This is a genomic window from Streptomyces sp. NPDC107654 (genome assembly GCF_055639035.1).
In genome coordinates, this window is record NZ_JBVKBI010000019.1 from 136445 (window position 1) to 149787 (window position 13343).

The 13343-nt window shown below is 73.4% G+C and carries 11 protein-coding genes and 1 pseudogene; 4 read left to right on the forward strand and 8 right to left on the reverse strand.

The genetic code is table 11. The features are described 5' to 3' along the window. Nucleotides 1-207: 207 nt before the first annotated feature. Nucleotides 208-924 carry an FAD binding domain-containing protein gene (locus ACZ7N4_RS28595; protein ID WP_471363255.1) on the reverse strand — a complete coding sequence of 239 codons (717 nt, stop codon included), beginning with the start codon at nucleotides 922-924 and terminating at the stop codon, nucleotides 208-210. Between the two features lie 210 nt (nucleotides 925-1134). Here ACZ7N4_RS28595 and ACZ7N4_RS28600 point away from each other — a divergent pair, with 210 nt between their 5' ends. Next, on the forward strand, nucleotides 1135-1533 hold the full coding sequence (locus ACZ7N4_RS28600; RefSeq protein ID WP_471363257.1) for an ACT domain-containing protein: 399 nt from the start codon (nucleotides 1135-1137) through the stop codon (nucleotides 1531-1533). 110 nt (nucleotides 1534-1643) lie between these two features. On the opposite strand, the gene ACZ7N4_RS28605 is transcribed toward ACZ7N4_RS28600, so the two are convergent. Both ACZ7N4_RS28605 and ACZ7N4_RS28610 read right to left on the reverse strand, forming a co-directional pair. Next, on the reverse strand, nucleotides 1644-3827 hold the full coding sequence (locus ACZ7N4_RS28605) for an MMPL family transporter (protein ID WP_471363262.1): 2184 nt from the start codon (nucleotides 3825-3827) through the stop codon (nucleotides 1644-1646). Nucleotides 3828-4253: 426 nt separating this feature from the next. After that, complete coding sequence (locus ACZ7N4_RS28610) at nucleotides 4254-4742, reverse strand: MarR family winged helix-turn-helix transcriptional regulator (RefSeq protein WP_471363265.1); 489 nt, start codon at nucleotides 4740-4742, stop codon at nucleotides 4254-4256. Between the two features lie 90 nt (nucleotides 4743-4832). Here ACZ7N4_RS28610 and ACZ7N4_RS28615 point away from each other — a divergent pair, with 90 nt between their 5' ends. Further along, the gene (locus ACZ7N4_RS28615; RefSeq protein WP_471363271.1) at nucleotides 4833-5285 is read left to right on the forward strand and encodes an SgcJ/EcaC family oxidoreductase; all 453 of its coding nucleotides are present in this window, start codon (nucleotides 4833-4835) and stop codon (nucleotides 5283-5285) included. 106 nt (nucleotides 5286-5391) lie between these two features. Here ACZ7N4_RS28615 and ACZ7N4_RS28620 read toward each other — a convergent pair whose 3' ends face one another. Further along, nucleotides 5392-6054 (reverse strand): ScbR family autoregulator-binding transcription factor, encoded by a 663-nt coding sequence (locus ACZ7N4_RS28620; protein WP_471363274.1) that lies wholly within the window; start codon nucleotides 6052-6054, stop codon nucleotides 5392-5394. A 325-nt stretch (nucleotides 6055-6379) separates the two neighbouring features. Here ACZ7N4_RS28620 and ACZ7N4_RS28625 point away from each other — a divergent pair, with 325 nt between their 5' ends. Further along, entirely contained in the window at nucleotides 6380-7507 is a 1128-nt protein-coding gene (locus ACZ7N4_RS28625; protein ID WP_471363318.1) for an MFS transporter, read from the forward strand. Between the two features lie 220 nt (nucleotides 7508-7727). Here the strand turns inward: ACZ7N4_RS28625 and ACZ7N4_RS28630 are convergent, their stop codons facing one another. Together ACZ7N4_RS28630 and ACZ7N4_RS28635 are read right to left on the reverse strand one after the other, a co-directional pair. Further along, nucleotides 7728-8345: a sigma-70 family RNA polymerase sigma factor gene (locus ACZ7N4_RS28630; protein WP_471363279.1), complete on the reverse strand. Its 618-nt coding sequence runs from the start codon at nucleotides 8343-8345 to the stop codon at nucleotides 7728-7730. 179 nt (nucleotides 8346-8524) lie between these two features. Further along, a pseudogene (locus ACZ7N4_RS28635) lies at nucleotides 8525-9174 on the reverse strand (hypothetical protein). A gap of 123 nt (nucleotides 9175-9297) precedes the next feature. Here ACZ7N4_RS28635 and ACZ7N4_RS28640 point away from each other — a divergent pair. Then, nucleotides 9298-10143, forward strand: coding sequence for a DUF1206 domain-containing protein (locus ACZ7N4_RS28640; RefSeq protein ID WP_471363282.1), 846 nt, complete (start codon nucleotides 9298-9300; stop codon nucleotides 10141-10143). Between the two features lie 49 nt (nucleotides 10144-10192). On the opposite strand, the gene ACZ7N4_RS28645 is transcribed toward ACZ7N4_RS28640, so the two are convergent. Beyond that, entirely contained in the window at nucleotides 10193-11908 is a 1716-nt protein-coding gene (locus ACZ7N4_RS28645) for an LCP family protein (RefSeq protein ID WP_471363286.1), read from the reverse strand. A 168-nt stretch (nucleotides 11909-12076) separates the two neighbouring features. Next, nucleotides 12077-13090, reverse strand: a complete 1014-nt coding sequence (locus ACZ7N4_RS28650; protein ID WP_471363289.1) for an urea transporter — start codon at nucleotides 13088-13090, stop codon at nucleotides 12077-12079. Nucleotides 13091-13343 lie beyond the last annotated feature (253 nt).

The window sequence follows — 13343 nt, forward strand, 5'->3', positions numbered from 1 at the left end:
GAGCGCCGGTGCATGAGCAGCCGGGGGGTGAGCAGCCGGTGGATGAGCAGCCGGTGGATGAGCAGCCGGGGGGTGAGCAGGGGAAGTCGTCGTCACGGTCGTCGTCCGCCTCTCCGGTACGCGGGTCGTACCGGATCAGGCTCGGGCAGGGCGACGCCGGCCGGCCAACTTCTTTGCGGAGACGGCAAACAGCCGTGCCGTCAGTCGTCAGCCGCGGTCCGCCAGGAGGTCGGCGACCTGCGTTCGTACGACCTCCCACGCGGCGGCCGGCAGGTCGCCCAGGGCCGTGCCGCGCAGCGCGTCGAGGGTCGCCTCGGCGTGGGGCTCGCGGTGGGCGGTGCCGCCGAGGACGTCGTAGCCGTCCCGTACGGCGACCCGCACGCGGTCGGGTGCCCCGTGCTCGGCGTGCAGGGCCGAGGCCACGACCAGGGGCGGCGCCGCACCGGCCGCACCGGGCAGCTTGCGGTACGCCGAGGAGACGGGCGGCCGCCAGCGCAGGCTGAGCAGCACGGGACGCTTGGCGACCACCTCGGCCAGGTCGGCCTCACGGACGCCCTCGGGCTCCAGGACCGTCGCCCGGGCGTCCAGGACGAGGGCGGCGGGCAGCAGGCAACGCAGCGTGCTGCCGGCTATGTTGCCGCCGACGGTCGCCGTCCGGCGTACGGCACCGGTGCCGACGGTGGCGGCGGCCAGCCGCAGGACGTCGGGGACCGTGGTGTCGACGCGGTGCAGGATCACGGCGCCGCCCAGGGTGTCCCGCCCCAGGACGTTGGCCTCCGGCAGTTCGCGGAGCGACATCGCGAGGTCGGGGAATCCGTCCCGCTGCCATGCGGCCCACACGAGGGTCGCCCCGCCGATCGGCACGGCCCCCTCCGCCAGGCATTTCCGGGCTTCCGTCACGGACGTGGGCAGACGCAACAGCACAGCGGACCCCCTGCCTTCCTGGTGCTCGAACCGCACGGACCGCACGAACCTCGGGCGGACGAGGCCGGCGTTCCGTCCGCCGCCAGCGCAGTCTTGCCGCGCGGCCGGGGGCGCGTCCAGGGCTCACACGAGCACACCACGCGCGCCCGGCCGGGAGCCGGCCGATCCCCGCCGGGCGGCGGGCGTGCGCGGCCCCCTAGGGTGGGACCCATGATGGGCGAGACCGATCTGCGCACCCTGCTCGGCGAGATGCGGCCGGAGCTGAACCCGGGCCGCTATGTCTTCACCATGGCCGAGGGCGGCGTGCCCTCCGGGGTCTCCCCGGTGGTGACGGTCGCCGAGCAGGAGGGCCTCACCCTCGTGGTGCCGCAGGCGGACGCGGACGCGGCGGGGATGGCGTACGACTACGTCGCCGGGTGGATCACGCTGCGCGTCCACTCCGCGCTGGAGGCGGTCGGGCTGACCGCGGCCGTCGCCCGCGTCCTCGCCGACGAGGGTCTGAGCTGCAACGTGGTCGCCGGCTTCCACCACGACCACCTCTTCGTGCCCCATGACCAGGCCGAGCGGGCGGTCGAGGCCCTGCGGCGGCTGGCGGACACGGCTCGCTGAGCGGCCCGGGCCGCCTCGTACGCGAAGGGCAGGCGGCGTCCGCCGCCGTGAGAAAAGGTCCTGCCGGGCCGTACGGCCCGGCAGGACCTCACCGGTCACACCGGCTGCCGCTAGCCGCGGCGCCCGGCGGGATCGTGGGCGGTGCCGTCCCGCTCCTCTTCGTCCAGGACCGGCCCGGACGTGCCGGTCCCGGCGGGCGGCACCTCCGCCCGGTCCCCGTGGCCCGGCCACCAGGCCGCGTGGCCGATCAGGGCCGTGAGGCTCGGGGTGAAGAACATCGCCATGACGAACGCGGCCACCGCGATGCCGAAGGAGACGGCGAAGCCCATCTCCGAGAGCAGCGAGTTGCCCGCGAGCATCATCGTGGCGAAGGTCGCCGCGAGGATGAAGCCCGCGGCGGCCACGGTCGGCCCGGCGTGCCGGAGCGCCATGCCGGCCGCCTCGCGCGGATCCCGGCCCTCGCGGGCCTCCTCACGCAGCCGGGCGATCATGAGGATGTTGTAGTCGGTGCCGATCGCGACCACGAAGAGATACATGATCACCGGCAGCATGAACATCAGGCCCGAGTGCCCCTGTCCCTCCTGGAAGATCCACACGGTCGCGCCGAGGGTGGCGCCGAAGCCGAGGCCCACGGAGGCCATCAGGTACCAGGGGGCGACCACACTGCGCAGCAGCAGGCCCAGGATGAGCATGATGAGGATGGCGGCGACGGGGAAGACCGTCCGGTAGTCGTGGTTGACCGCCGCGTTGATGTCCTTGTAGATCGAGGACATGCCGCCGACGAGCGCCTCGGTGCCGCCGGGCGCCGCGGAGTGCGCGACGTCGCGGACGCGGCCCACGGCGTCGATCGCCTTGTCCGTCGACGCCTCGTACTTGAGCGTGACGGTGAAGTCGGCGGTGGTGCCCTCCTTGTTCAACTGGGTCATACGGGCGTCGGCGACGCCGTCCACGGAGCCGAGCTTCCGCGCGTACGCGTCGAAGGCGGCCTTGTCCAGTGGCTTGCCGTCGGTGCTGTGCAGGTAGACGTCGGTCGGTGCCGCGGCGCCCGCCGAGTACGCCTTCTGCATCTCGTCCTGGACGACCATCGACTCCTTGGTCTTGGGCATGGAGCCGGACGCCAGGTCGAAGGTGGCCTTGTAGCCGAAGGTGCCCAGCGACAGGGCGAGCAGGATGAGACCGGACACGAGGGCGGTCAGCGCCGGGCGGCGCTGGACGCCCCGGCCGAGGGCGGCGAAGCGGGCGTTCTGCGGCTCCTTCTGCCAGGACTTGGAGGGCCAGAACACCTTGGGCCCGATGAGGGAGACCACGGCGGGGATCAGCGTGAGGCCGGCGACCAGGGTGGCGCCGACCGCGATGGCGAGCGCCGGGCCCATCTGCTTCAGGAAGCCCAGCGTCGACAGGACCAGGGCGAGGAACGCGATGATGACCGCGCCCGCGGCCGAGGCGATGGCCTCGCCGACCCGGCCGACCGCGTTGATCATGGCCTGCTTGGGTTCGTCACCGGCGCGCAGGCTCTCGCGGTAGCGGAATATCAGGAACAGGAAGTAGTCCGTGCCCACGCCGAAGAGCACGACGATGAGGATGGACGAGATCGAGCTGTTGGCCTCCAGGTCGAACAGCTTGGTGGCGTAGGCGATCAGCCCGTTGGCGACGGCGGAGACCAGGCCGATCAGCAGCAGGGGCAGAATGGCGAGGATGGGCGCCCGGAAGATGATCAGCAGGGTCACCAGGATGATGACGAAGGTGCCGATGCCGATCAATGCCTCGCCGCGCTTGGACGAGTCCTGTTGGTCGAGCGCCTGCGCGGCGGAGCCGCCGAGCTTGACGTCGAGGTGGGTGCCCTTGGCCAGTTTCTTGGCCTCTTCACGCAACACCTTGGCCGCGTCGGCCTGTTTGGGCTGGCCGGCGTTCTTGCTGTCCATCTGCACCAGGGTCAGGGCATACCTGCCGTCCTTGGACGGCTGGCCGGGGACGACCTTCTGCACCTGGTCGATGTGCTTCGCGCCCAGTTCGGTGGTGATCCGGGCGACATCCTTCTGGTCGGCGGCGGTGAGCTTGCCGCCGTCGGTGCGCTGGTAGAGCGCGATCGCGGACGGGGTGAAGGCGCTGGGGAACGCCTTCTGCTGCAGATCCGCCGCTTTGATTGACTCGTAACTCTTGGGCAGGAAACTGCTCTCGTCACTGTTGGAGGGCAGGCTCGGAGCGGTGGCGACTATCGCCACCGCTGCGATCAGCCACGCCACGATCGTCCACACGGGATGACGGACGACGGCGGTTCCTATTCGTCGGAACATGCGGAGGGTCCTCCTGGGAAGGAAGATCACCGCAGCCCGGGGAGCGGTCCCTGGCATCGGCGACCCCGACCGGCCCGCTTCCAACAGGCCGGTCACATGGTTGTCTTGGCCTCACATCCTAGTGACCACGAACACACGTCCGCTCACCGGACGCGCCCACAGCGGGCCCCGACCCGCGAACGCGGCGTGAATTTCCGTACGAGGCACACGAGCCCGGGTCCGGACGGTGAACGGGCCGCCAACGCCCGGCAGCCACAAGGGAGGTGGCCGGGAAGCGACCAACGGGCTCAGGACACGTCGGCCGGAACACGCCGTACGCGCGGAACGGACCGGCGGGATCCGGCCGTCGAAGGGACCACGGGACCCGCCCGGCGGCACCGCGCACGCTCCCGCACCGGGTCGGCGACCGCCGAGGGCGCGTCCGGGTCAGCCCGCCGCCCTGGTCCGTCTGCGTGGGGCCGCCGCCCGGATCTCCTCGGTCGCGGCGCGGAACGCGGGGGCCGCCCGGGTGAAGTAGTCGAAGATCAACGCGCGTTGGTCGGGCGTGTAGTGCGTCAGGACCTCGGCGAGACGGCGGCGGGCGGGGCCGACGACCTCCTCCACGCGGGCGAGCGCGTCGGGGACGGGTTCGACGCGCACGCGACGGCGGTCCGTGGGATCGGGGGCCCGGCGCGCGTATCCGGCGCGCTCCAGACGGTCGATCAGGCGGGTGGTGGCACCGGTGGTCAGGCCGGTGCGGGTGGCGAGTTCGCCCGAGGTGAGGCTGCCCTCCTGGGTGATCAGGCTGAGCGCGTACCACTCCGAGGACTGCAGGCCCGCGGCCTCCGCGCCGGCCAGACCGTGGAGTCCCACGGCGTCCAGGTACTGACGGAAGATCGCGCGCTCCTCGTCCCCACCGCTCCGGGCATCCGGCACGATTAACCCCTTCCCAAATCTCTGCACGTATGCAGATACTTCTCTCAGTAAGATTCTGCACAAGTCTAACCAAGACGGGAGACCTCCGCCATGCCCACCACTCACGACTCCGCCGCCGTCACCGCCGTCCTGGACGCCCTGGTGGCCGCCTGGAACCGGCACGACGCCGACGCCTACGGCCGCCTGTTCACCGAGGACGCCAGCTACGCCACCTACGTCGGCACCCTCTACCAGGGGCGCCGGGACATCACCGAGAGCCACCGCGTGTTGTTCACGACGTTCCTCAAGGACATCCTGCTCGCGGACGAGGTCGTCGGCGTGCGCTTCCTCGGGCCGGACACGGCGGTGGTCACCGGGCGCGGCGACACGTACAAGGGCGGGCGGCCCCGTCGGCTCGGAAAGGTCCAGACGTACACCCTGGTCCGGGAGGCGGACGGCGAGTGGCGCATCGCCGCGTTCCAGAACACCAAGCGCAGGCCGCTGATGGAGGCGGTCTCTTTCCGGTTCGCCCCCGGACTGGTCCCGGCCGCCGCCCGGGCGTGAGCGACCCGGTTCAAACCGTCCTGGCGGTTTGCTTCGTGGTGACAGGTGAGCCCGGCGCGCCGCGCGGGAGGCGGTCGTACAGGGGAGCCGGACGTGCCGGTCGGGTTCAGCCGGAGACGCCGGCGACGGCGGCGGACTTCTCGTGGACCTCCGCGATCACGCGGGCGCCGCGGTCCGGCGCGGTGTCCAGACGGACGAGGACGGCCGGGGCGGCGATCGCGGGGAGGAGGTGGTCGTACAGGCCCGACATCCGCTCGTCCAGGTCGGCCCAGCCGGCCACGGCCTGCGAGACGAACTGCACGCCGATCCAGGCTCCTAGGAAGATCTGGGCGGTCTCCTCGGGTACGACGTGCGGGAGCACCTCGCCGCGCTCCTTGGCCTCCGTCAGCACGCACGAGGTCAGCCGGGCCCAGGCCGGCCAGGCGCCGCCGAGCACGTCCTGGCCCTGGAGATCGGCCGAGAGCCGGACGCCGGCGAGCAGGATGGGCTCCTGGGGGAGCCGCTTGGCCAGGGTCATGCCGGCGTCCACCCACTCCTGGAGCTTCAGCTCGCGCGGCAGGTGGTACTCGGTCCTCATCTGCTCCTGGAGCACGCCCCGGGCGAGGGCCGCCTTGGAGTCGAAGTGGAAGTACAGGGCACCCTTGGTGACACCGGCCCGGTTGAGGATCTCCGCGATGGTGGCGGCCGCGTAACCGCGCTCCGCGAAGACGGCCGCGGCGGCCTCCAGAACAGCACGTCGGGTCCGTACGGCTCGTTCCTGCTGAGCCATGGACCCTCCCCCAGCCGAAAATGAAACCAAACAGCTCGTACCATACCGCACGGAACGTCAACGGGAAGGCCTGGTCGGGCAGTTGGCGCTCAGTGGCACTTGCACCCGGCGCGCGACGGCCGGAGCCCGACGTACGGGGTCGAGGCCGCCCCGCCGCGCCCCGGCCGCGAGGACCGCAATTCGGTTGCGGTGCGAGCGGTGGGGCCGGTGGGGTGGGTGCATGGGTGGTGCCACGCAGCAGGCGCGGTGGACCGGGCCGGACAGCGGCCGCGGGGCGACGACGCGGCCGGTTCCGTGGCGCGAGGCCGCGGTGCTCGCCGCTCTGATGCTGGCCGCGTTCACCTTCAACACCGCGGAGAACCTGCCGGTCGGGCTGCTGGAGCTGATCTCCGGGAGCCTCCGGGTGTCCCTGTCGGCGGTCGGTCTGCTGGTCACCGGCTACGGCCTGGCGGTGGCCGTCGCGTCGCTGCCGCTCGCCCGCGTCGTGCGGCCGGTGCCCCGTCGGCATGTGCTCACCGGGCTCCTGGCTGCGCTGGTGGTGTCCAGTGTGGTCGCGGCCCTCGCCTCCTCCTACTGGCTGCTGCTGGCGGCCCGGCTGCTGACCGCGCTCGCCCAGGCGCTGTTCTGGGCCGTGATGGGGCCGGTGGCGGTCGGCCTGTTCGCGCCCGGGGTGCGCGGGCGCGTGGTCGGGGCGCTGTCGGTCGCCGGTTCACTCGCCCTCGTGCTCGGTGTCCCCGCCGGGACCTGGCTGGGCCGGCACAGCGGCTGGCCGGTACCGGTCGCCCTCCTGGCGGTGCTGGGACTGGTCTCCCTGGTGACGATCGCCGTCCTGCTGCCGACCACGCCGCCGGACGAGGAGCCCGCCGCCTACGCGACCGGTCCGGACGGCCGCCGGTTCGCGACCGTGCTGGCGGCGGGGTTCCTGTCCGCCGCCGGGGCGTTCGCGGGATACACCTACCTCGTGTTGTTCCTGGGCACCGTCAGCGGGTTCGCGCCGGGCACGGTCAGCGTCCTCTTCGCGGTCTTCGGCACCGCGTGTCTGGCCGGGGTGAGCGTCACGGCGGTGCTGCTGGACCGCTTCCCGGACGCGGCGCTGACCACCGCCGTGGCCACCGAGGCCGTGGGCCTGCTCGGCCTGTACGCGGCCGGTGCCCGTCCGGTGGCGGCGGTGCTGTTCCTGGTCCTGACGGGCGGTGCGCTCGGGCCGGTGTTCATGACCGCGCAGAACGCGATGCTGCACTGCGCACCGGGCCGCACGGACCTCGCGCTCGCGGCGAACTCCGGCGCCTACAACGCCGGTATCGCGGGGGGAGCCGCGCTCGGCGGACTGGTCCTGCCGCTCGCCGGTGTGCGGGGCGCCTTCCTCGCCGGCGGGCTGCTGACGGCCGGCGCCTGCGCCGTGCTGCTCGGCAGACACCGGCCGTCACGCCCCCGCGCAGCCCACTCGGACTGACGACCGGCGCCCGCCCCCCTGCTCGGCAGACACCCGTGGCAACGCCCCCCACGCAGCCCACCCAGACCGACGACCGGCACTCACCCCCCGCTACTCGACCGACACCCGCGGCAATGCCCGCAGGCAGCCCGCAGGCCGGACACCGGCCGGGGCCGCTCCGGGCAGTGACACGGTGGGGCCGGTGGCGCACACCGCCGCCGGCCCCGGCCGAGCCGCCCGTTCAGGCGGCCGGTGCGGCGGCGGGCTCCTCCGCCGCGCCGAGCAGGCCGATGAGCGTCGCCCGGGCGCGGGCCACCCGGGAGCGGACTGTGCCGACCGGACAGGCACTGACCTTGGCCGCCTCCGCATAGGGCAGGCCGAGCAGCTGGGTCAGCACGAACGCCTCCCGGCGCTCGTCCGGCAGCCCGGCCAGCAGGTCGAGCAGGGCGACGCCGTCGTCGAAGCCGGGCAGGCCCCGCGGCTGGGCCGACTCGGCGACCAACTGCCAGTCCGCCGCGTCGGACAGGCGGGGCCGCGCGGCGGCGTGGCGGTAGCTGTCCGTCACCGCCCGGCGGGCGATGGCCAGCAGCCAGGTGCGCGCCGAGGAGCGGCCCTCGAAGCGGTGCAGGCTGCCGAGGGCGCGCAGGAAGGTGTCCTGCGCCAGGTCGTCGACGGCCTGGGGATCGGCGCAGAGGTGGGCGACGTAGCGCCGGACGTCGCGGTGCAGGGCTCGGACGAAGTGCTCGACCGCGTCGGCGTCGCCGCCCCGGGCGGCCAGCGCCCACGCGGTTGCCGACGCGTCGGCGGCCGCCGACGGGTCGTGGACGGTCCGTGCTGCGGGCAGGACAGGAGTGATCACCTGGTGTCCTTCTCGGGTCGACCGTGACCGGATACCGGGTACGCCTGGGGGCGCCGGGTCCGGTGAGAGGGGGACGGCCCCACGTCCGCACGCCCGGCACACACGTGCCGCGCCTCGGTCCACGGACGTACGGCCGTGGACCGAGGCGCTCAGGGGCGGCCTCGGTGCACCGGCTGTCCTCAGAAGACGACAGCGGTCCCCTCGGGCGGCCCGCGTGAGGTGATCGTGTGGACGAGCAGACCGAGGATCGGCGCCCGGTCCGAACGCGGCCGGCGCGGGCGTGGATCCGGGGGCCGGCGACGAGGGGCGGGGTCAGCAGCAGCCGCAGCGGCGCGGCCAGCCATCCGGCCGCGGCCCGCAGGATGCGGAAGGCGGCCTGTTCGCCGTGGGCCAGCCACAGCCCGGTGAGGAGTGCGGCCAGCAGGTGGGCGGCCGCCATCCCGGACACCGGCCAGCCGCCCCCGGCCCCCATCGGATGCCCCATGTGTGTCATGTGCGCCATGTCCATGCCGCCCATGTCCATCGGCATCTCCGTGCGCACACCCCTGTGCGGCGGGGGCACGACGCTCCCGGAGCGGGCCTGGGCGAGGGAGAACGCCGTGTGCAGCACCGCCTGGGCGGCCACCACGAGCGGGACGATCAGCGCCGGGCCGCGTTCGCGGCCGGTCAGGCACCAGCCGGCGCCGCCGGTCGCGGCGAGGCCGGCGGCCAGCGCCCACGCGGGGACGTCACCACCGGACATCAGGACGTGACCGAGGGCGGCGAGGACGACACAGACGGCCGCGAACACCGCGGCCCGCACCGTACGCGTCCCCCACCCTGCCGTCATGGCGCCCCATCCTCCCACCCCCGCCCCGGTCGTCGTGCGGAGGTACGGAAATCCCCCTCAGGTGAACCGCGCGGTGACCGGCGAGCAGGTGTCGTACCGGCGTGCGGGGGCAGTCGGCGGTGTATGGATGCACAGTCATGGGCCCTGCGGGGGCGGTTCCGGGCACGACGGGTGGCGGACAGCACGGCCATGGCCGTGGCGGCCCGGGCGGGCTTCGCGGCCCGGGGGCTGATCTACGTACTCGTGGCGGTCATCGCGCTGCGGATCGCCTTCGGCGGTGACAACGACGGGAGCCAGGCCGACCGCGGTGGCGCCCTTGGCCAGCTGGCCCGGCAGCCGTTCGGGGCGGCGATGCTGTGGGTCGTGGGCATCGCACTCGCCGGCATGGCGGTGTGGCGGCTGTCGGAGGCGGTGTTCGGCGCGGCGGGCCCCGACGGGTCGAAGCTCTCCCGCCGGGCGGCTGCCCTGTACCGGTTCGGCTTCTACTGTTTCGTCTCCTACTCGGTGCTCGCCTACGCGGCCGGGGACCGGGGCAGCGGCAGCGGTGCCTCGGACCGCAACACCGACGACGTCACCGCCCGGGTCCTGGAGTGGCCCGGGGGCCAGTGGATCCTCGGGCTCGCGGGGGTCGTGGTGGTGATCGCGGGGGTGTGGATCGCGGTACGGGCGGTGCGGCGGACCTTCCGCAAGCGTCTGCGGACGCAGGACATGTCCGCCCGGACCCGGCCGGTCGTGGAGGCCCTCGGGGTGACCGGCGGCACCACCCGTGGCGTGGTCTTCGCGACGGCCGGTGTGTTCGCCCTCGTCGCGGCCGTCCGGCACCAGCCGGGCAAGGCCCGGGGCATGGACGACACCCTGCGCGCCTTCCGGGACCTCCCGGCCGGCCCCTGGCTGCTCGCCCTGGTCGCGCTCGGCCTCGCCGCGTTCGGCCTCTTCTCCTGGTGCAACGCGCGCTGGCGCAAGCTCTGATCCGGCGGCCACCGCTCAGGCGTCGAGCCTCTGATACAGCGGCCACCGCTCACGCGTCGGAGTCGGGCTTCTTCCGCGCCGCCGCGTACGCCTGGGCCGGGGTCATGGGGACGCCGTCGAGGGTGACCGTCTTGTAGGGGCTCACCTTGGCACAGGTCTTCGCCTGGTCGGCGGTGGAGGCGTGGGCGCCCCCGACGGCGGCCTTGGTGTCGGCGGCCGCGGGCGAGGAGGTGCCGCCCGGGTAGCTCTTTCCGCTGGGCCAGTCGCCGCCGATCACGAGGACGAGTCCGGCGCCGGTGCCCTGCTTGAGGTGGGAGGAGGGCAGGCCGAGCGCCTTGGCCACCGTCTGCGCCTCGGGCTTCCGGCCGGCGCCGTAGATGAGGGTGGTGGCCGCGGCGGGGTTCGGGGCGTTGGCCGTGGTCGTGCCGGGGCTGAAGCCCTTGCCGGCGAGGGCGGCGGCAACGGCCGAGGCACGGCCGGTGACCGTGGTGCCGTTCTCCACGGTCACCGCGATCCCCGCCGCCGGTACGGCGGATGCGGTGGGCTTCGCCTTCGCGGTCGCCGAGGCCGCCGCCGACTTCCCGCCGGACCCGGTGGTCAGGGACTGGTCGTCGGCGATCGAGGTGAACAGCGACCGCGCGCCCTCGCCCACGACGACACGGTCGCCGTCGTCCGGGTCGGGTGCCGTCTGCATGGTGGTGAAGGTGATCCGCTTGGTCGGGACCTTGTCCACGTCACCCGCCAGCGCGATCAGCTTCTTCACGCTGCCCAGGCCGTCGTCCACGGTGAGCGCCTTGGTGGCGGCGTCGGCGAGGTCGTAGACCGCCGTGGGGTCGGTGAGCGTGCCCGCGCTCTTGAACTTGCGGATCATCGCACTGAGGAAGATGTGCTGCGAGATCGTGCGGCCGAGGTCGCTGCCGTCGCCGAAGCCGTGCCGGGAGCGTACGAACTCCAGGGCCGCGACGCCCTTGAGGGTGTGGGCGCCCTTGGACAGCTTCAGGTGCGAGTAGGTGTCGTAGACGTCGTCGCTGACGCACACGGAGACACCGCCGACCGCGTCGGACATCTTCACCACGCCGGAGAAGTCCAGCTTGACGAAGTGGTCGATGGGGATGCCGGTGAGCCGGTGGACGGTGGCCACCTGGCAGGCGGGTCCGTACTGCAGGGCGCTGTTGATCTGGCCGTAGTAGCCGGACGTGGACGGCCCGCCCTCGCTGTCCTTGCAGGCTGGGACCTTCGTCATGGTGTCGCGCGGGATGCTCATCACGGTGGCGTTGGAGCGGTCCGCGGATATGTGCAGCACCATCTGCACGTCCGCGTTGCTGCCGGTCTGCACTCCGCCGGCCGCGCAGCCGCCGCCGAGTCGGCAGTCCGTCTCGCTGGTGCGGCCGTCCGAGCCCATGACGAGGATGTTGATGGGGGTGCGGCCGAAGGCGTCGGCCTTCTCGGTGCCACCCTTGCCGTCCAGCGAGACGCTGTGGATGTTGCCGTTGAGGTGCTGGTAGAACCACCAGCCGGCACCGGCGGTGACCACGACGAGGACGGACAGGCAGATCCCGGCGAGCTTCAGCAGGCGCCTGCCGCGTCCCGCCGGGCGGGTCCGGCCGCCCCGCCTTCCGCCGCGCCCGCGCCCGGCTGCCGCCCGGTTCGCGGCCCGGCCGCCCGGTGGACGCGTACCGCCCGCCTCGGCCCGCCGTTGCCGGGGGACCTGTGTGCCGGGGCTGCGCGTGGCCTGGCCGGCCGGCCCGTCCCACGGGTCGCTCATCTCCTACTCCCCTGAACGGTCGCGCCTGCGCCGGGTCGATCGCGTAGTTGGCACAATCCAACAAACACCGTGTCCGAGCAGCGCGGATGCCTACGGGATCCACAGGGGGCGGAGTCTACGTGCCGTTCCTGAGTGCCCGGCGCCGCGCCGGTGCCGGCCGGGCCGGGCCTACGCCGCGGGGGCCGGTGTGCCGGGGCGGGGCGGGGGCGGCTCGGGCGGGGTGGGGGTGGTGAGGCGGGGGAAGGAGCGGGCGGCGGCCAGGAACCCGAGTGTCGTCAGCACGAACGGCCAGGTGAACGCGTGGCCGCCGGCCGGGGCGAGCAGATGGGCGACGGCCGGTGTCACGGCGGTCGCCGTCGCCGCGCCGAGCAGGGCGTACAGCAGCGTGGCCGGGGCCGCCGTCAGGAAGACACCGCACAGGGCGAGCGCGACGAGCACCGCGTTGCAACCCATCGTGCCGTCGGCGATCCGGGCCGCGGGCGCGCCGAGCGCCCAGGCGGTGAGGAGGCCGGTCGCGCTTCCGGCGCAGGCCACCAGCCCGGCCGTCCGGCCGGCCAGGAAGAGCCCGGCGAGCAGCAGCGCCCCCACGTACCACTCGTCGAGGAAGAACACCTGGGACACGTTGCGGAAGAACGCCCGCCACAGCTCGTCCGGTCGGGGTTCGCTCGGCCCGGAGGCGGCGCCGGGCAGCGCGGCGAGGCTGCCGCCATGCGGCCAGACACGCCGGAAGGCGGGCGCGGCGACGGTGACCGCGCTCGCCAGCAGGCAGTACGGCAGGGTCAGCGGAGGCAGGTGCCACACGCGCAGCAGGCGGACCACGGCCGCCGTGACGACCGCGGCCACCGTGCAGGCGACGGCGGCGAGCAACGCCGTGGCCGGCCGGTCCGGGTCGAGGAACACCGCGAGGCACAGGGCGAGGAGGCAGGAGTTGAAGCCCTCCAGACCCGACGCGACCCGGTCCGGGGCGACGTGCAGCAGTCGGGCGGTACCGGTGCCGAGGGCGGCGCCGCCCAGCGCGTAGGCGCCGTAGCGCCAGCCGGCCGCGCACAGGGCGAGGCAGAAGAGGACGCCGGTCCGCGCGTCCGCCAGGAACATCACCTGCGCCGGGCCGCGCAGCAGGGACCGCGCGAAAGCCGCCCCCCGTCTCCGACGCCACCACCGGACACCGTCCGACCGCCGCACGCCCCGCCCCCTCACCCGACGCGACCTCACCCTCTGCCATTTTCCGCTCTGCGGCATACATATTCCGTCATGCGGTACGACTTGTCGAGGTACCCGGGCTCACCGGTGGCTCCCGGCAGGGGCTCCCGCGGGGGTGCCGGGAGCCGGGCAGGTCACTTAGAAGCCATCTCATTTGGCTGAGTAGGCTGCCGGTCGTGGCGGAGATCGTTACGCGTTTGGTGCCGGACGAGTTGTGGGAGCTGTTCCAACGGGT